Origin of the sequence: Pseudomonas sp. CFBP 13710, assembly GCF_014842235.1 — a bacterium.
Classification (GTDB): domain Bacteria; phylum Pseudomonadota; class Gammaproteobacteria; order Pseudomonadales; family Pseudomonadaceae; genus Aquipseudomonas; species Aquipseudomonas baltica.
The window spans coordinates 363,668-381,397 of record NZ_JACYVJ010000003.1; the positions used below are offsets into that span (position 1 = coordinate 363,668).

General features: G+C 62.8%; 18 protein-coding genes. 11 read left to right on the top strand and 7 right to left on the bottom strand.

What is annotated here, in order from left to right; all coding sequences use genetic code 11:
* Positions 1-126: 126 nt before the first annotated feature.
* Positions 127-849 carry a DUF2076 domain-containing protein gene (locus tag IFT44_RS10155; protein ID WP_192175850.1) on the bottom strand — a complete coding sequence of 241 codons (723 nt, stop codon included), beginning with the start codon at positions 847-849 and terminating at the stop codon, positions 127-129.
* A 221-nt stretch (positions 850-1,070) separates the two neighbouring features.
* On the opposite strand from IFT44_RS10155, the gene IFT44_RS10160 reads away from it, so the two are divergent.
* The gene (locus IFT44_RS10160; protein WP_122475444.1) at positions 1,071-1,724 is read left to right on the top strand and encodes a YciC family protein; all 654 of its coding nucleotides are present in this window, start codon (positions 1,071-1,073) and stop codon (positions 1,722-1,724) included.
* A 9-nt stretch (positions 1,725-1,733) separates the two neighbouring features.
* Here the strand turns inward: IFT44_RS10160 and rutF are convergent, their stop codons facing one another.
* The 5 genes from rutF to rutA are packed head-to-tail and all read right to left on the bottom strand — an operon-like array spanning position 1,734 to position 5,265.
* Complete coding sequence (gene rutF, locus IFT44_RS10165; RefSeq protein WP_192175851.1) at positions 1,734-2,249, bottom strand: NADH-dependent FMN reductase RutF; 516 nt, start codon at positions 2,247-2,249, stop codon at positions 1,734-1,736.
* Positions 2,246-3,028, bottom strand: coding sequence for a pyrimidine utilization protein D (gene rutD / locus IFT44_RS10170; RefSeq protein WP_192175852.1), 783 nt, complete (start codon positions 3,026-3,028; stop codon positions 2,246-2,248). The genes rutF and rutD overlap by 4 nt, the downstream gene beginning before the upstream one ends.
* Positions 3,029-3,048: 20 nt before the next feature.
* Positions 3,049-3,432: a pyrimidine utilization protein C gene (gene rutC / locus IFT44_RS10175; RefSeq protein WP_122475450.1), complete on the bottom strand. Its 384-nt coding sequence runs from the start codon at positions 3,430-3,432 to the stop codon at positions 3,049-3,051.
* 10 nt (positions 3,433-3,442) lie between these two features.
* Positions 3,443-4,183, bottom strand: coding sequence for a pyrimidine utilization protein B (gene rutB, locus IFT44_RS10180; RefSeq protein ID WP_185795166.1), 741 nt, complete (start codon positions 4,181-4,183; stop codon positions 3,443-3,445).
* Positions 4,183-5,265 (bottom strand): pyrimidine utilization protein A, encoded by a 1,083-nt coding sequence (rutA, locus tag IFT44_RS10185; RefSeq protein WP_122475453.1) that lies wholly within the window; start codon positions 5,263-5,265, stop codon positions 4,183-4,185. Before rutA ends, rutB begins: the two co-directional genes overlap by 1 nt.
* 280 nt (positions 5,266-5,545) lie before the next feature.
* On the opposite strand from rutA, the gene rutR reads away from it, so the two are divergent.
* The 7 genes from rutR to IFT44_RS10220 all read left to right on the top strand — a co-directional run bounded on the left by rutR (position 5,546) and on the right by IFT44_RS10220 (position 12,872).
* Positions 5,546-6,268 (top strand): HTH-type transcriptional regulator RutR, encoded by a 723-nt coding sequence (gene rutR, locus IFT44_RS10190; protein ID WP_192058478.1) that lies wholly within the window; start codon positions 5,546-5,548, stop codon positions 6,266-6,268.
* A gap of 212 nt (positions 6,269-6,480) precedes the next feature.
* Complete coding sequence (locus tag IFT44_RS10195; protein WP_192175853.1) at positions 6,481-7,572, top strand: BMP family ABC transporter substrate-binding protein; 1,092 nt, start codon at positions 6,481-6,483, stop codon at positions 7,570-7,572.
* Positions 7,569-9,083, top strand: coding sequence for an ABC transporter ATP-binding protein (locus IFT44_RS10200; protein WP_192175854.1), 1,515 nt, complete (start codon positions 7,569-7,571; stop codon positions 9,081-9,083). The genes IFT44_RS10195 and IFT44_RS10200 overlap by 4 nt, the downstream gene beginning before the upstream one ends.
* Entirely contained in the window at positions 9,076-10,188 is a 1,113-nt protein-coding gene (locus IFT44_RS10205) for an ABC transporter permease (RefSeq protein WP_192058475.1), read from the top strand. The genes IFT44_RS10200 and IFT44_RS10205 overlap by 8 nt, the downstream gene beginning before the upstream one ends.
* A complete protein-coding gene (locus IFT44_RS10210) occupies positions 10,188-11,114 on the top strand; it encodes an ABC transporter permease (protein ID WP_122475463.1) in 927 nt (308 codons plus the stop codon). The genes IFT44_RS10205 and IFT44_RS10210 overlap by 1 nt, the downstream gene beginning before the upstream one ends.
* A 27-nt stretch (positions 11,115-11,141) precedes the next feature.
* On the top strand, positions 11,142-11,900 hold the full coding sequence (locus IFT44_RS10215; protein WP_122475465.1) for an SDR family NAD(P)-dependent oxidoreductase: 759 nt from the start codon (positions 11,142-11,144) through the stop codon (positions 11,898-11,900).
* A 180-nt stretch (positions 11,901-12,080) separates the two neighbouring features.
* A complete protein-coding gene (locus IFT44_RS10220) occupies positions 12,081-12,872 on the top strand; it encodes an outer membrane protein OmpK (RefSeq protein WP_185795160.1) in 792 nt (263 codons plus the stop codon).
* 29 nt (positions 12,873-12,901) lie between these two features.
* Here the strand turns inward: IFT44_RS10220 and IFT44_RS10225 are convergent, their stop codons facing one another.
* Entirely contained in the window at positions 12,902-13,792 is an 891-nt protein-coding gene (locus IFT44_RS10225) for a LysR family transcriptional regulator (RefSeq protein ID WP_043192710.1), read from the bottom strand.
* 157 nt (positions 13,793-13,949) lie between these two features.
* Here IFT44_RS10225 and IFT44_RS10230 point away from each other — a divergent pair, with 157 nt between their 5' ends.
* The 3 genes from IFT44_RS10230 to IFT44_RS10240 all read left to right on the top strand — a co-directional run bounded on the left by IFT44_RS10230 (position 13,950) and on the right by IFT44_RS10240 (position 17,713).
* Positions 13,950-15,032 (top strand): 4-oxalomesaconate tautomerase, encoded by a 1,083-nt coding sequence (locus IFT44_RS10230; protein WP_192175855.1) that lies wholly within the window; start codon positions 13,950-13,952, stop codon positions 15,030-15,032.
* Between the two features lie 77 nt (positions 15,033-15,109).
* The gene (locus IFT44_RS10235; protein WP_192175856.1) at positions 15,110-16,414 is read left to right on the top strand and encodes a CitMHS family transporter; all 1,305 of its coding nucleotides are present in this window, start codon (positions 15,110-15,112) and stop codon (positions 16,412-16,414) included.
* 42 nt (positions 16,415-16,456) lie between these two features.
* Positions 16,457-17,713, top strand: coding sequence for an OprD family porin (locus tag IFT44_RS10240; RefSeq protein ID WP_192175857.1), 1,257 nt, complete (start codon positions 16,457-16,459; stop codon positions 17,711-17,713).
* Positions 17,714-17,730: the final 17 nt, after the last annotated feature.

Here is a 17,730-nt window from a genome sequence, read left to right on the forward strand (position 1 = left end):
GGGTGGAGATGGGGGTGACTGTGCCGGCCTCTTCGCGGGCAGAGACCCGCTCCTACAGGGTTGTGCGCGATCCTGTGGGAGCGGGGCGGGCGGCGAGCCCTCTGCCCGCGAAGAGGCCCTCGGCCTTTACACGAAATCATCATCCTCGGACATGAAGCCGCCGTCATCGCCGCTGTCATAACCGGCATCCGCCAAACCACCCTGTTCATTCCAGCTGTCATTGCTGACCTGTTGGGCATCACCGCTTTCGTTCCAGCCACCGCCGTCGCTGGCCTGGGCGGGCTCTTCCTTGATCACCTCGACGACCTCCTGCGGATTGTCGTGATGAAACAGACTGCTGATGCCCTGCGCCAGCATCACACCACCGGCCACACCCGCGGCCGTCTGCAGGGCACCGCGCATGAAACCGCCACCTGCGGCCGGCGCCTGAGCACCTGGGGCGGCGTAGTTCTGCTGTGGCGGTGGCTGGTACGCCGGCGCCTGGCGAGCCGGCTCACGCCAGCCATTGCCCTGCGGCTGAACCGCTCGCGCAGGCTGTTGTGCTTCGCGATTGCCGCCGCCGAAAATGCTCGACAGGAAACCACCACCGCCCTGCTGTGCCGGTGCTGCCGATTGGCTGCGCGCCTGTTGCAATTCGGTCTGCAGCTGCTGGTTCTGCTCGCTCAGGCGCTTGATCGCCGCTTCCTGGACCAGGATCGCCTGCGCCATGTAATAAGGCGCGGCCGGCTGGGCGGCCACATGCCCCTTGATGCGTTCGTCAGCCTGCGCATCGCGCGCACTGCCGTCTTTTTCGGCCTGCTGGAGGCGGGTGAACAGACCGTCGATCAAGCTTTGTTCATCAGTGTTCATGGCGACCTCGCTCGATTGCCCACAAAATGGGTACAGCCGGCGCACAGTGCGTCGGTTCTGCTTCAATGATGGGGCTGGCGCCCCGCCTTTCAATGACCGGCCGCGATTAAACTTTGTTCACCCTCCCCCGTTGCCGCCGTTCGCAGCCTGCGGGCCGGGTGTTGAAAAGCGCCACCATCGGCTAAAGTGTCGACCTGCTTTTTGACCTGTGACCCGGCCCCATGAACCCGCTGATCGTATTGCGCGACTCGTTCTATTTCTTCCGCATCAACCTGTGGGCGATTCTGCGCCTGTGCCTGCCGCTGGTGGTCTGCGAGGCCCTGGCGCGCGAACTGGTGGCGCGCGCCAGTGGCCCCGACGCCACTGTCATGTACGACGTGGCGGTGGGCTTGCTGTTCTACCCGCTGTACACCGCCGCACTGATCCTGTTTCTCGACGCCCGCACCGACGGCTACGAGCCGCAGGGTCGGCACCTGCTGGGCAAGGCCTTGCACCTGTGGCCACGCTTCGCCCTGATGGCTGCCCTCAGCACACTGCTGATCATGTTCGGCATGTGGCTGTTCGTGCTGCCGGGCCTGTACCTGATGATCAAGCTGTCGTTCTCGGAATACCTGCTGGTGCTGCGCAACATCACCCCCTTGCAGGCCATGCGCGAAAGCTTCGACATGACCAAGGGCAAGTTCTGGCCGATCCTGTTCACCCTGCTGGCGATCATGATCCCGCTGTGGCTGCTCGACGGCCTGAGCGCCATGGCCTGGACCGACACCCAGCCCACGCTGGTGCGGCTGCTGGTGGACAGCGTCAACAGCTTCCTGCAGCTGCTGCCCAGCGTGGTGTTGTTTCGCCTGTTCATGTTGATGAGCAAGCCTGACTGACCACTGCGTTCAGGCGCTGGCCTGGGTGCCGGCCAGCTCGTGATAACGCCGAGCGAAGTAGACCAGCACATCGGCTTCGTCCTGCTGGCGGATATCCAGTACTTCGCACACCAGAATGTCGTGGGTACCGACGCTGGTACTGCTGGTGATCTTGCAGTCGAAAGACAGCTTGGCACCTTCCAGTATCGGCGCACCGGTGACCCCCTGGCTCCAGCAGCCGCCCTCGAAGCGTTGCTCCTGGGGCGTCTTGCCGCCAAAGGCATTGGACAAGGCTTGCTGGCCATTGCCCAGGGTGTTGACGCACACCGTGCCGTTGCCCGTGAACGACTGGTACACCGATGCAGTGCGATTGATGCACACCAGCAGCGTCGGCGGCTGGTCGGTCACGCTGCACACCGCCGTGGCAGTGAAACCCGCGCGCCCATGGGGGCCGTCGGTGGTGATGACGTTCACGGCGGCGGCCAGGCCGGCCATGGCGTCACGGAAGGCTTGACGCTCGACGGGCAGCGAATGAGGCACGGTCATAGTGAAAGTCCTTGAAAGTAGTCCAGCACAGCATGATGGAAGGGTTGCGGGTCACTGACGCTTGACGCGTGCCCGCCGTATTCGAGTACCACCAGCGTGGCATTGGGCAACCGATCGGCCAGGTGCCGGGAACGCTGCCACGGCACCAGCATGTCGTCCCTGTTGGCGATCAGCAGCGTGGGCGTGTGAATGCCTTGCAGCCGCGATTCGATGTCGAAGGTTTCCAGCGCGTTGATCCGCCGCAGCAGGTTGTCATGGCTGGGAAAGTGGGCCAGAGCATGGGCCTCGTCTTCGGCCAGACGCGCGCCGTTGCTGGCGATCCAGTCGGCGGGATACAGAAACAACGCCTGCGCTTGTACGTAAGCCTGCGAGCCGCAGTGGCGCAGCAGGTTCTTGCGTACCGCAAAACAACGGGCGCTGTGCGGATTGGGGCTGCTCCAGGCGTTGATCAGCACCAGGCTGCTCAACCGCTCCGGGCACATCGCTGCCAGTTCCAGCCCAACCAGTCCACCCAGGGCATGGCCCATGAAATGGCACTGTTCGATGTCGAGTTCATCGAGCAGTGCCAGCAGCTCTTCGGCCATGTGCGCGATGCAGTAGCCTTCGGGCAGTTGCGCAGGGCTGCGCCCGGTGCCGGCGTGATCGTAGGTCACGACGCGGAAATGCTCGCCGAGCACCGCCAGGTCACCGGCCCAGAACCCGGCCGAGCCGCCGAGACCGGAACTGAGCAGCAAAGTAGGCGCGCTGGGGTCCTGGCGACCTTGAATGGAGTGATACATGGAAACCTCCGGGTTGAGCGTCAGCCGACGTGAGCGATGCTGGCGATTTCGATCAGCGCATCGGGCTTGACCAGACCGCACTGGATGCAATAACGCGCAGGCTTCTCGCCGGCGAAGTACTCGGCGTACACCTCGTTGACCTTGGGGTAGTCGGCCCAGTCGCGGATCATGATCATGTTGAAGGTCACGTCATCCAGGGTACCGCCGGCCGTTTCCACCACACCCTTGATGGTCTCCAGCACGTGACGGGTCTGCGCTGCCGCGTCACCGACGTGCACCACGTTGTTGTCCTTGTCGAACGGCAGGGTGCCCGAGACGTACAGCACGCCATCGGCCAGCGAACCCGGAACGAACGGCGCCAGGGGCTTGCCGGTGCCTGCAGGGATAATCGATTGCTTGGTCATCTGTGCGTCCTCAGGAGGGTTGCCCGACAGGGGCGAAGGTGGTGCAGAAGTCATCGACGCTGGAGACCCAGCCAAAGAAGGTTTCGATGTTGAACAACGCTGCCTGCTGCGCGAATGCCGGCCCGGCCTGGTGGGTGGCATCGGCCAGCACCACACCGAAATACTCCAGATGGAAGCCGTCGCGCAGGGTCGACTCGACGCATACGTTGGTGGCAATACCGGTGAACACCAGATTGCGGATACCGCGCGCGCGCAGCGTGCTGTCGAACGTGGAGTTGAAGAAGCCGCTGTAACGGGTCTTCGCAACCACGATATCGCCCGGCTGGGGCTTGAGCTCGTCGACCAGGGCATAGTCCCAACCGCCCTTGGCCAGCAGCTGGCCTTGCAGCTCGGGGCGCTTGCGCATGGTTTTTAGCGCATTGGACTTGTGCCAGTTGGGCGAGCCGGGGCCGCCGGCCTCGACGTAGGCAGGGTCCCAGCCGTTCTGGAAGAAAATCACCGGGATGCCAGCGGCGCGGGCTGCCGAAATGGATCGCTGAATGGCGGCGATCACCGGCCCCGTGCTCGACACATCGAAGCCGGCCAGGTCCAGGTAGCCACCCAGCGTGGCGTAGGCGTTCTGCATGTCGACCACCACCAGCGCGGTTTCGCTGGCTTTCATGCGCAGCGCTTCGGGGCGGGCGGGCAGTTCACGGGCGGGGTGCGGGTCCAGCGGCAGGGACACGCCGGAAACGTTCACGGGCGTATTCATCACACGGCCTCCAGGGTGCGCAGCACGTGGCGACGGCTGCTCATCAGCGGCTGTATCTTTTGCCCGAAGTCTTCGATGCCTTGCACGAAATCGTCGAACGTCAGCATCACACCCTGGGTGCCCGGCACGCTGGCGACTTCGTCGAGCATGCGCGCCACATTGGCCCACGAGCCGACCAGGGTGCCCATGTTGATGTTGACCGCCGAGGTGGGGTCGGCCATCTGCCGCAGGTTGGAGCTGGCACTTTTGTCTGCCGAGCCCTTCTCGCCCAGCCAGGCAATGGCCTCCTGGTCGGCGCCGGCCTTGATGTGCTCCCAGCGCGCACGTGCTGCCTCGTCGCTGTCGGCAGCGATGATCATGAACAACACGCAGGAGGTCACATGGCGCCCGGTCTTCTTGTTGGCCTCGACCAGCGCCTGGGCAGTGGGGGCGAACGCGGTCGGGGTGTTGACGCCTTTGCCGAAGCAGAAGTTGTAGTCGGCGTATTGCGCCGAGAAGGCCATGCCCGCTTCGCTCTGGCCGGCGCAGATCAGCTTCATGTCGGCCTGCGGACGCGGGCTGACTCGGCAGTCCTGCATGGTGAAGTGCTCACCCTTGAAGTCGCTGCGCCCGGTACTCCACAGGTCGCGCAGGACCTGCGCGTATTCGCCCAGGTACTGGTAGCGGGTACCGAAGAACTCGTCGCCGGGCCACAGGCCCATCTGTTCGTACTCCGGTTTCTGCCAGCCGGTGACCAGATTGACGCCGAAGCGGCCATTGGAAATCGAGTCGATGGTTGCCGCCATGCGTGCGGTGATGGCCGGCGGAATGGTCAAGGTGGCTACGGTGGCGAACAACTGGATCTTGCTGGTCACGGCGGCCAGGCCAGCCATCAGCGTGAACGACTCCATGTTGTGTTCCCAGAACTCGGTCTTGCCGCCGAAGCCGCGCAGTTTGATCATCGACAGCGCAAAGTCGAAGCCATAGTGCTCGGCCTTCTGCACGATCTGCTTGTTCAATTCGAAGGTGGGCAGGTACTGCGGCGCGTTTTCGGAAATCAGCCAGCCGTTGTTGCCAATAGGAGTGAAAACACCGATATCCATGTGGGTCCCTCTCTGAGTAATGAGCGTTACGCACCGGACAGGTTGCGCATGAAAGGGTACTTAGCAGGGATCGGGCCAGGTTTGATTAAGCTATGCTTTTCATAAACTTATGAATTAAACAGGCGTATTGGTGGACCAATTGGTCCGAAGTAGAGCACTTGGTTTGTGCGCTTTTCCGGCTGCCGGTGCAAAACGATGCACGCCGCTGCCCTGCCTGTATCGTCGGCAGACATTCGCCCGTTATCATGGCCGCCTACATCCAGCTGCAGGTTCCAGTCGCGTGAAAGAACAGCCACCCGCCAACGAGCCCCGTGCCAAGCGCGCGCGCAACGTCAAGCCCAAGCCTGCGGTCAAGGCGACCCGAGAGCCCAGCGCCGCGGCACTCAAGCGCCGGCTGCAACTGATGGAAAGCAAGCGCACCGCGATACTGGGCGCCGCACTGGATGTGTTCTCGCGCTATGGCCTGCACGGCAGCAGTCTTGATCAGGTAGCCACCCGGGCCGACGTGTCCAAGACCAATCTGCTGTACTACTTTTCCAGCAAGGACGACCTTTACCTGAGCGTGCTCAGGCAGTTGCTGGAGGTCTGGCTGAGCCCCCTGCAGTACTTCACTGCCGACAAGAACCCGGTAGAGGCCATCGGTGCCTATATAAAAGCCAAGCTCGAACTGTCCCGGGATCACGCAGCGGAATCGCGCTTGTTCTGCATGGAGATCATGCAGGGTGCCCCGCTGATGCTCAGTGAACTGCAGCAGCCCCTGCGCGAAACCGTCGACACCAAGGTTGCGGTGATCGAGCACTGGATCGCGACGGGCCAACTGGCGCCGGTCAACCCGCACCACTTCATCTTTTCGCTGTGGGCAACCACCCAGCACTACGCCGACTTCCGCACCCAGGTGGAGGCAGTGACCGGCAAGACCTTGCACGATCCGGTGTTCTTCGAAGAGGTCCTGGTGGGGTTGCGCGGGTTGATACTCGATGGCGTGCGACCCCGAGCCAGCTGAGCGCCCCGTAATCGTGCCGAGCGCACAAACCAAGTGCTCTACTTCGGACCAACTGCTCTGAATTAAGCTGGATGAATAACTCAAGCAACTGTTAAACAAGCGTTTTTCTGATATGGCACGGATGCTGCTTTCGAGCTTCGGGCGGCCAAGGGCAGATTTCTGGCCCTGGCAGCGCCCTGCTGCCCCACGCTCATATTTCAGGAAGGCGCCTCATGCTCAAGACACTGCTGCCAGGAATGCTGCTCGCCGCTTCGGCCTACGGGACAGGGAGTGCGGCATACGCCGAGGGCCTGACCCTCAAGGGCCCGGCCAAGATCGCGATGGTCTACATCAGCCCACGCAACGACGGTGGCTGGACCCAGGCTTTCGACGAAGCTCGCCTCAAACTGGAAAAAAGCCTGGATCAGAAAATCCAGTACGTCGAAAGCGTCCCTGAAAACGCTGCGGCCGTCACCCCCGTGGTCGACCGGCTGATCGCGCGCGGTGCCAACATCATCATCGGCACCGCATTCGGCTACTCCGACACCTTCCTGGCGCTGGCGAAGAAATACCCCGAGGTAGCCTTCCTCAATGGTTCGGGCACCACCAACGCCGCCAATCTCGAATCCTTCTACGGCCGCACCTACGAAAGCCAGTACCTGTGCGGCATGGCGGCTGGGGCGGCGTCGAAGTCAGGCAAGCTGGGCTTCGTTGCCGCCAACCCCTTCGGCCAGGTCAACTGGACGATCAACGCGTACGAACTGGGCGCTCAGCAAATCAATCCCGCCGCCACGGTCACCGTCATCTACACCGGTGCGTGGAACGACCCGGTGAAGGAGCGCGCCGCGACCATGGCGCTGATCGACAACGGCATCGACGTGATCGGCCAGCATGTCGACAGCCCTACTCCGCAGATCGTGGCGCAAGAGCGCGGTATTCATGGCACCGGTCATCATCGGGACCTGAGCGAGTTCGCGCCCAAAGCCACGGTGTGCTCGTCGATGTGGGTGTGGGATCGCTTCCTGACGCCTGAAATCAAGAAAATCATGGCGGGCAACTGGGTACCCGAGGCCAACGGCGCGTTGCTGTCGATGCAGCAGGGCGGCACCGATATCAGCCTGACCAAGGACGCCGCGATCAGCCCCGAGAATCGGGCGAAGATCGAAGCGGCCCGAGCTGAACTGCTGGCAGGCACAAAAACCCTCTACAAAGGCCCGATGTCCGACCGCGATGGCCAACAGCGGCTTGCTGCGGACCAGGTCATGAGCGATCCGGACCTGTGGAAAATGGACTGGTTCGTCAAAGGCGTGATGACCCAGAAATGAGCCAGGCCAATGCGCTTCAACTCACCGGTATCAGCAAATCGTTCGACGGTTTCAAGGCGCTCAGCGAAGCCGACTTCAGCGCACGCTGGGGCGAGGTGCATGCCCTGCTCGGCGAGAACGGCGCAGGCAAGTCGTCCCTGATGAACATTGCCGCAGGCCTGTACGCACCGGAAACCGGCAGCGTGCTGATCGACGATAACAGCGTGCGGCTGAACAGCCCGAAGGATGCCAGCAGGCACCGCATCGGCATGGTTCACCAGCACTTCAAACTGGTGCGCCCCTTCACCGTGGCGCAGAACATCCTGCTGGCCCTGCCCGAGCAACCGGGCGAAGGCAGCTATCGCAAGCGGCTTGCAGCGCTTGAGCAGACCATCGCCAGCAAGGCCGAGGAACTGGGCTTCGTCCTCGATCCGCGCCAAGTGGTAGACACCCTGTCGGTGGCCGAGCAGCAACGCGTGGAAATCCTCAAGGTGCTGCTGGCCGGGGCGCGCATCCTGATTCTCGATGAGCCGACCGCCGTGCTCACCGACCAGGAAGCAGAGCGCTTGTTGAGCACCGTGCAGTCCTTTGCCCGCCAGGGCGCCGCCGTGGTGCTGGTCACGCACAAAATGGCCGATGTGAAACGCTACGCCGACCGGGTCACGGTCATGCGCGGCGGCCGCACGATAAAGACCCTGGACCCGCAAGGCGTCAGCATCGAAGAACTGGTGCGCCTGACGGTGGGCGAGTCGGCGCCCCGCGGCGCGGTGTTGCCGGCAACGCCTGGCGAGCCGTTGCTGCGGGTCAGGAACCTCACCAGCGTGGCCGGCACCGGCGCGCTGCGGGGTGTCGACATGACGCTCTGCGCCGGGCAGATCTACGGCATTGCCGGCGTCGGTGGCAACGGCCAGGGCGAATTGGCCAATGCCCTGATGGGCCTTGAACAGCCCACCGAAGGGGATATCCATCTGCAGCCCTTCGGCGACCTGCGCAACGCCAGCGCGGCACAGCGCCGGGCCCTGCGTATCGCTGCCATCCCTGCCGATCGATACGGCGCCGCGCTGGCCGGCTCGCTCTCGGTAGCGGAAAACTTCGCCATCGGCCAATTGCACGATGGGCGCTACGGCTCCTTCCTGCGCTTGCGCGGCCAACGCATGCTGGACGATGCCGCCCAGGCCGTGGCCGATTTCGATGTGCAGGGTGTGCGCTCGCTGCAGCAGAAAGCGGCGCTGCTGTCGGGCGGCAACGCCCAGAAGCTGGTGATCGCACGCGAGTTCAGCCGTGATCCGCGGCTGATCCTGGTGCATAGCCCCAGCCGTGGCCTGGACGTGCGCGCGAGCCAGGCGGTGCATGCACGCCTGCGCGCCGCGCGTGACGCCGGGGCCGCCGTGCTGGTGATCAGCGAAGACCTTGACGAGGTCATGGCCTTGGCCGATCGCATCGGTGTGATGAATGGCGGCCGCATCGTCGCCGAATTCGACTGCCCGGCAGACCGCCAGGCCATTGGCAAAGCGATGGTAAGCCATGACTGAACTCTCCCAACCGCTGGCCAAGGCGCCACGCCAACCCTTGCTCGGCAGACGCTACACCCTGGAGCTGCGCCAGCAGATGGGCTGGAGCGGCCAAGCCCTGGTGATCGGCCTCGCGGTGATCGTCGGCCTGGCCTTGAGCACAGCCATTCTGGTGGCAGCGGGCATGCCGGCCGATCAACTGCTGGAAGAGTTCGTCGGGCAGACGCTGCTCGATGCCGGCAACTTCAAGGCCGTGCTGTTCCAGGCGGCGCCGATGATCCTGGTCGGCATGGCTGGCTGCCTGGCATTCCGCGCCAGGTTCTGGAACCTGGGCCTGGAAGGCCAGATGATCTGGGGTGGCATTGGCGCCGCGGCCGTCTCGATCTTCCAGATCGGCCCCGAAGCATTGCGCCTGCCGTTGATGATGGCTTCTGCCATCGCCTGCGCGATGCTCTGGACCCTGGCTCCGGTTCTGCTGAAGTTGCGCCTGAAGGTCAACGAAGTGATCTCGACCCTGATGCTCAACTACATCGCCGCCAACTTTCTGCTGCACCTGCTCTACGGCAGTTGGAAAGACCCGCGGGACAACTTCCCCTACTCACCGGCCTTCCAGCCGTTCGAACGCCTGCCGGACCTGTTCGCCGGCTACAACGTGGCGATCGTTATCGCCCTGGTCATCATGGCCCTGGCCGTGTGGTTCATCAGCGTATCGCGCGCCGGACTGTACCTGCGCTTCGTCGATGCCAACCCCAAGGTCGCCAGCGCGGTCGGCGTCCCCGTACGGCGGATGATCCTCGGCACCGTGTTGCTCTCCGGCGCTCTGGCCGGGGTGGCAGGCTTCATCGTCAGCGCGGGCCAGGAAGGTCGGCTGACCCAGTCGTTCTACCAGGGCTACGGCTTCTCCGGAATCCTCATTGCGTTCCTGGCCCGCAACAACCCGTTCGCGGCCGCCGTGGTCGCGCTTCTGGTGGCGATGCTGTTCGTCGCCGGGCGCAACCTGCAGGTGTTCTACCAGGTGCCCTTTTCGATGGTGCAGCTGATTCAGGCCATCCTGGTGATCTGCGTAGCCTCGTCGGACTTCTTCATACGCCACCGTTTGCGGCGCATCCAGGCAGGAGAACAGTGATGGATCTGGTGACTTACTGGCTGGGCAGCGTTCCGGAATTTGCCGTGCCCTTCGCCCTCGCGGCGCTGGGCTTGATCATCATCGAGCGCGCAGGCGTGCTGGCCCTGGGTGCCGAAGGCATGATGCTGGTCGGCGCCCTGGCAGGCATCGGCATGCAGTTGACGCTCGGCCTGCCGGGGCTGTCGATGCTCGCCGCCATGCTTGCCGCCAGTGCGGTCTCGCTGCTGTTCGCGCTGATGGTGCTGGTGCTGCGCATCAACCAAGTGATCGCCGGCCTGGCCCTGGTGTTTTTCTGCCAGGGCCTGACCGGGCTGCTCGGCACCCTGCTGGGCTGGACCAATCGCCCGGTCAGCGGTTTGCAGGCCGTGGAGCTCTGGCCATTGAGCGAGCTACCCGTGGTCGGCGGTCTGTTCAGGCAGAACCCGATGGTGTTCCTGACCGTGCTGATCTTTGTCGCGGTGGTCTGGTTTCTGAATCGAACGCGCACGGGGCTGAAGCTGCGGGCCGTTGGCGAGAACCCCCAGGCTGCCGATGCCGCGGGCCTGCCAGTGCTGCGCTATCGACTGGCCGCGATTCTGGCCGGCAGTGCGCTGATGGGGTTGGCCGGTGGGTTCATCGCCGTGCTCAGTACCAAGATGTGGATCGCCGACATGACCGGCGGCCGTGGCTGGATCGCCATTGCGCTGGTGATCTTCGCCCGCTGGTCGCCCTGGCGCGCCTTCGCCGGTGCCCTGCTGTTCGGCAGCATCGAGGCATTGATTCCGCAACTGGCCGCCGCCGGGGTGCAACTGCCGCAATATTTCATGCTGATGACGCCCTATGCCGTGACCCTGGCGGTCATGGTCTGGGTTGCCGCCAGCAAGCGTGCGGGCGTCAGCCAGCCCGGCGCGCTGGGTGAGCCCTATGTTCGCGAAGAGCGACGTTGACCGATTTTCACCTGTCGAGGTTTCAACATGAGCGGTACTGTTTTCATCACCGGCGCGACGTCCGGTTTCGGCCGGGCAACGGCCCGTCGTTTTGCCCGGGCGGGTTGGTCGCTGATTCTCACCGGGCGGCGCCTGGAGCGCTTGCATGCCCTGCAGGATGAACTGGGTGCGCGCGTGCCGGTGCATGTCGCCGCCATGGATGTGCGCGATGCCGCGGCCGTCGCCGCAGTGGTCACCGGCTTGCCCGAGGCTTTCCAGCGCGTGACGGCGCTGATCAACAATGCCGGCCTGGCCCTGGCACCCGTGCCGGCGCAGCAGGCCAGCCTCGACGACTGGCACACCATGATCGACACCAACGTCACCGGCCTGGTCAACGTTACCCACGCGGTCCTGCCGGCGCTGTTGGAAACCGGCGCCGGCGCCAGCATCATCAACATTGGCTCGATCGCCGGTGCATGCCCCTATCCCGGCAGTCACGTGTATGGCGCGAGCAAGGCGTTCGTCAAACAGTTTTCCTATAACCTGCGCTGCGATTTGCTCAGCACGGGCGTACGCGTCACCGACGTGGCCCCCGGCATCGCCGAAACCGAATTCACCCTGGTGCGCACCCAGGGCGACGAAAAGGCTGCAGGCCAGGTGTATCAAGGTACGACCCCACTGACGGCGGACGATATCGCCGAGCAGATTTTCCACGTCGCCACACTGCCCGCCCACATCAATATCAACCGCCTGGAAATGGTCCCCGTGCGCCAAGCCTGGGGACCCTTCGCGATTGACCGCGATTGAACAAGAAGCGTCGTACAACCGGTTTCGGTTTTCAAGACGCCATTGCGCTACACCCCTGCGCGTTGTGCAGGTTCAGCTATCGAACTGCGTGGTCTGCCCACCAATACGGCGCCCGGTCCTGGACATGCGTCCAACCAATACCGGTGCGCTCTGAATAAAACATTGATTGATGGGTAAAACATGAAAAACGCTTGGGGAGCATCACTGTGCATGTTGGGTCTGCTGGGAGCAGGCAGCGTTCATGCACAAGGACCACTGTTATGGCATGGCGAAAGTGTGTCGTATTTGTATGGCAAGAATTACAACGTCGATCCGGCCATCCAGCAAACCATTACACTGGAACATGCCAGCGCATGGACGTGGGGCGATCTGTTCGCCTTCGTCGACAACAGTTGGTACAACGGCGCCCGGTCCGGCAACGGCAATTACAGTTTGTATGGCGAGTTCAGCCCGCGCTTCAGCGCCGGCAAGCTGCTGGGCCAGGACCTGTCGTTCGGGCCGGTGAAAGACATACTGCTGGCCACCACCTACGAGTTCGGCGATGACGACGTAGACGCTTACCTGATAGGTCCGGGCTTCGATCTGGCCATTCCCGGCTTCGACTATTTCCAGTTGAACTTCTACTACCGCAAACCCGATGGCAACCGCGTCCCGTCAGGCGCCTGGCAGATCACTCCGGCCTGGTCCTACACCCTGCCGCTGGGCAACTCGAACCTGTTGATCGATGGCTTCATCGACTGGGTGGTGAACAACAAGAGCGGCCATGGCAACAACCAGTCCGACTACCACGCCAACCTGCATTTCAACCCCCAGATCAAATATGACCTTGGCAAAAGCCTGGGTTATGAGGCAAAGCATCTGTATGTCGGCGTGGAATACGATTACTGGTCCGACAAATATGGCATCAAGGATGACGGCTCTTTCACCACCGACCAAGACACCGCGAGTTTGTTGGTGAAGTACCAGTTCTAGCTCTGTCGGGGCTGCCCATGCCGAGGTGTTTATTGCGGCCACTGCTCCAGCAAGATCGCGACGAACTTCTCGGCGGCGGGCGACAGCGAGCTGCCCCGTCGCGTGACCAGGCCCAGGGTTCGGTCCACGACCGGTTCGATCAGCGGTACGCTCACCAGGGTGGGATGCTCCCCGGCCGGCATGGCCAGGCTGGGCATCACTGAAATACCCAAGCCGGCCTCCACCAAGCCCAGCGACGTGGACAGATGCTGCACCTCGTAGAACCATTTCAAGCGCCAGGGCAAGCCTGCCAGGGCGTTGTCGAGCAGCATGCGATTGCCGCTCAGCCTGCCGACCCCGATCAGTTGATGGCCCGCCAGTTCGGTCCACTTCACCGACTTGCGGCTCGCCAGCTCATGATCGCGCCGGCAAGCCAGCACGAACGGCTCCTTGACCAGGGCATGGAACTCGATGTCCGGATGCTGGCCGCTCATCATGTTGATACCGAAATCCGCCTCGCCACGCAGAACGGCCTCCAGCCCCTCGTTGGCACTGAGGTCCAGAAGCCTGATGCGAATCTGCGGGTATTGCTGGTTGTAGATACGAATGACCGAAGGCAGGAAATAGAACGCCGCCGTGGGAATGCACGCCAACGTCACCTGCCCTACCTGCCGCTCGGCCAACTCCTTGATGTTGAGAATGGAGTCTTCGAAATCGTCGAGCAGGCGCCGTGCCTTGGGCAGGAAGTCGCGCCCGACGCTGGTCAGGCTGACTCGGCGAGTGGTCCGGTCGAGCAGTGATGTGCCCAGACCTTCTTCAAGCTTCTTGATACGCCGGGTCAGTGCCGGCTGAGAAATGTGCAGCTGATCCGCCGCCTCGTGAAAGCTGCCCACTTCGGCGATTTTCACGAATGATCGAATGTCGACCAGCTCATATTGCATGAATTTCGCTCTCCCCTGCCGGAACGCTCCAGCCGCTTGTTTATTTCGTTTGATGGAATAATCGCTACGATCTTTGCATTGGATCTAGCAATTCAAGCTGTGTAAATCTTCACTCCAATACATCAATGACGTCCATTGATTACCAGAGTCGTGACTTATGCAACTGATTCCTTGCGTACTGATGCGTGGCGGGACCTCCAAAGGGCCAGTGTTTCTGGCGTCCGATTTACCGGCCAGATCCGACGAGCGCGACGAGATGCTGCTGGACGCGATGGGCTCGGGGCATGAGCTCGAGATCGATGGCATTGGCGGCGGCAGCCCGCAGACCAGCAAGGTGGCCATCGTGTCGCGCTCCGATCACCCGGACGCAGACGTGGACTACCTGTTCGTCCAGGTGATGGTTTCGCAACGACGCGTGGACACCGCGCCCAACTGCGGCAATATGCTCTGCGCAGTCGGCCCGTTCGCCATCGACCAAGGCCTGGTCCAGGCGCAGTCGGGCGTGACCCAGGTACGCATTCGCAACCTCAATACCGGTACGTTCGTCTGCGCCGATGTGTGCACGCCCGACGGCAAGGTCACCTACGAAGGCGATACCGCGATCGACGGTGTACCCGGTACGGCCGCCCCGGTGGGGCTGACCTTTCTCGATGCCGCCGGCAGCAAGACCGGCAAGCTGTTTCCCACCGGTGCCACGGTGGACTGGCTGGGCGACGTGCCCGTCACCTGTATCGACATGGCCATGCCGATGATGCTGGTCGAAGCGGCTCAGTTGGGCAAGACCGGCAGCGAAAGCCCGGCTGAACTCGACGCCGACAAGGACTTCCTGCACAAACTGGAAACCCTTCGCCTGCGCGCCGGGCAACTGATGGGGCTGGGTGACGTCACCGACAAAGTCATTCCCAAGCCTGTTCTGGTTGCCCCGGCCCAGGCCGGCGGTACGCTGCAGGTGCGCTACTTCATGCCGCACAATTGCCACACGGCACTGGCCATTACCGGTTCGATCGGCTTGGCGACCGCCTGTGTCACCGACGGCACGGTGCTGGAACGCATGCTCGGCCAGCGCCATGAGAAGCGTTTGACCACCGTGAAGCTCGAACACCCCAGTGGCGCCATCGAAGTCGGCCTGTCCTACGTCGGGCACAATGCCAGCATCGTCCGGGCGTCGGTGGTCAGAACCGCGCGCAGGCTGTTCTCAGGCAGTGTCCATGTTCCCAATGCTCACCGGCTGGCCGGTTGAGGCAATACCCGCTTCACCCTGATCGACCTGCTTCTGCATCAGCGCAACTCCTCAAATAACTACAAGAGATAACTCATATGCTGGCGCTGTTAGGCTTAGCCATGGTGATCGTGTTCACCTACCTGATCATGTCCAAACGCTTGTCGCCCATCGTTGCACTGACCGTGGTGCCGATCGTGTTCGCCGTCATTGGCGGGTTCGGCGGATCCACCGGCAAGATGATCCTCGATGGCCTGAAAGTGGTCGCCCCGTCCGCTGCACTGCTGCTGTTCGCCATCCTGTTCTTCGGTCTGATGATCGACTCCGGCCTGTTCGACCCCTTGATCCGCAAGATCCTCAAGAAGGTCAATGGCGACCCGGTGAAGATCGCCATCGGCACCGCGCTGTTGTCGCTGACCGTTGCGCTGGATGGCGATGGCACCACCACCTACATGATCACCTGCGCGGCCATGTTGCCCCTGTACAAGCGCATCGGCATGAGCCCGATGGTCCTGGCCACCGTGGCGATGCTGGCGCTTGGCATCATGAGCGGCATGTCGCCCTGGGGTGGCCCTGCCACCCGAGCCATCGCCGTGCTGGGCATCGACGCGAGCGAGTATTTCATTCCGTTGCTGCCGACCATGGCCGGGGGCGCCGCCTGGGTGGTGTTCACGGCGTACCTGCTGGGCAGGGCCGAGCGCAAGCGCATCGGCAGCGTGCAGCTGCAAAGCGGCGGCGGCGAATGCTATATCGAGGCGATCCTTGGCGATCAACCGTACAAGCGGCCCAAGCTGGTCTGGATCAACCTGCTGCTGGTGATCGGCGTGATGGTGGCGCTGGTGATGGGCCTGGCTCACTCGGCGGTACTGTTTCTGATCGGCTTCGTGCTGGCACTGATGATCAACTACCCGCAACTCGACATCCAGAAAGAACGCATCCTCGCCCATTCCGGCAACGCCATGACGGTGGTGCTGCTGGTGTTTGCGGCGGGCGTATTCGCGGGCATCTTCAGCGGCACCAAGATGGTCGACGCCCTGGCACAGTCGCTGGTCGACATGATTCCGCCGTCCTGGGGTCACCTGTTTCCGCTGGTGGTTGCGGTCACCAGCATGCCGTTGACCTTCGTGCTGTCCAACGACGCCTACTATTTCGGCGTAGTGCCGATCCTGGCCAACGCTGCGGCCGCCTATGGCATCTCCCCCGTGGAAATCGCCCGAGCTTCCATCCTTGGCCAACCGGTGCACCTGATGAGCCCGCTGGTGGCGTCCACGTTATTGCTGGTCGGCATGGTCGACCGCGACATCGGCGACTTTCAGAAGGCGACCGTCAAATGGGCGGTGCTGACCTCCCTGGTAGTGACCGCCCTGGCACTGATGACCGGTGCAATCACCTTGTTCGCGTGAACCTGATCCCCCGCTATTCATAACAAGAAGAGAGTCCATCTGATGCGTACAACCCTGATCGGCGGGTTCGCCTTGCCGTGCCTGAGCGTATTGCTCCAAGGCTCGGCCCTGGCCCAAGGTTTTATCGAAGACAGCACCCTGAAACTGCAACTTCGCAACGTGTACTTCAACGAAAACTTTCGCGATGAAAACGGCCTGAGCCCGCGCGCCGCCGCCACTGCCAAAAGCGAGCGAACCGAATGGGCGCAGGGCGTGCTGCTGGACTTCCAATCCGGCTATACCCCAGGCACCGTCGGCGTGGGCTTCGATGCCCTGGGCCTGCTGGGCGTCAAGCTCGACTCCGGTCGCGGCCGCAGCGGCACAGGGCTGCTGCCCGTGCACAGCGATGGCCGCGCCGCCGACGAGTCGACCAGCCTTGGCCTCACCGCCAAGGCCCGCGTCGCGCAAACCGTGGTCAAGCATGGCACCCTGCTGCCCAAGACCCCGGTACTGGTCTACAACGATGCACGCCTGGTGCCGCAGACCTATCAAGGCACTCAACTCGTCAGCAAGGACTTCGAGGGCTGGCTGCTCACCGCCGGCCAACTCGATCGGTTCAAGCTGCGTGACTCCACCGACAGCCGTTCGATCATCCCCGACGGCTATTCCGGCAAAGAAGGTGGCGACTTCACCTATGCCGGCGCCGACTACACGGTGAACAAGCAGCTGCGACTCAGCTACTTTCGCGGCCAGCTCGATGACTTCTACAGCCAGGACTTCTTCGGCCTGCTGCACACCCTGCCGCTGGGCACCGGCACATTGACCAGCGACCTGCGGTATTTCCTCAGCCGGGACGAAGGCAACCACTATTCCGGACAGATCGACAACGGCATGCTCAGCGGTCAGCTGAGCTTCGCGATTGCGGGCCACACCGTTGCCGCCGGCTACCAGCAGCTGCACGGCGACGGCGGCTTGCCCTACATCAACGGTGCTACCGTGTACTCGTTCAGCAACGTCGGCATCGGCAAATTCATCGAAGAAGATGAAAAGACCTGGCTCGCCAGTTACGGCTACGACTTCAAGCAGCTTGGGATGCCCGGCCTGAGCTTCATGACCCGCTACATCAGCGGCTCGGACGGCAAGTCGGGCCCTGCCGGCGTGAACGAGTGGGAGCGCGACATCGAACTCGCCTACGTGGTACCGGCCGGCACCTTGAAGGGCCTGGGGGTGAAGCTGCGCAACTACGTCTATCGCTCCGACACCGCGCGTGGGCGCGACAGCAATCGGCTGTATCTGACGTATGACATTGCGGTGTGGTAGGTGGGGTTTTACTTGCG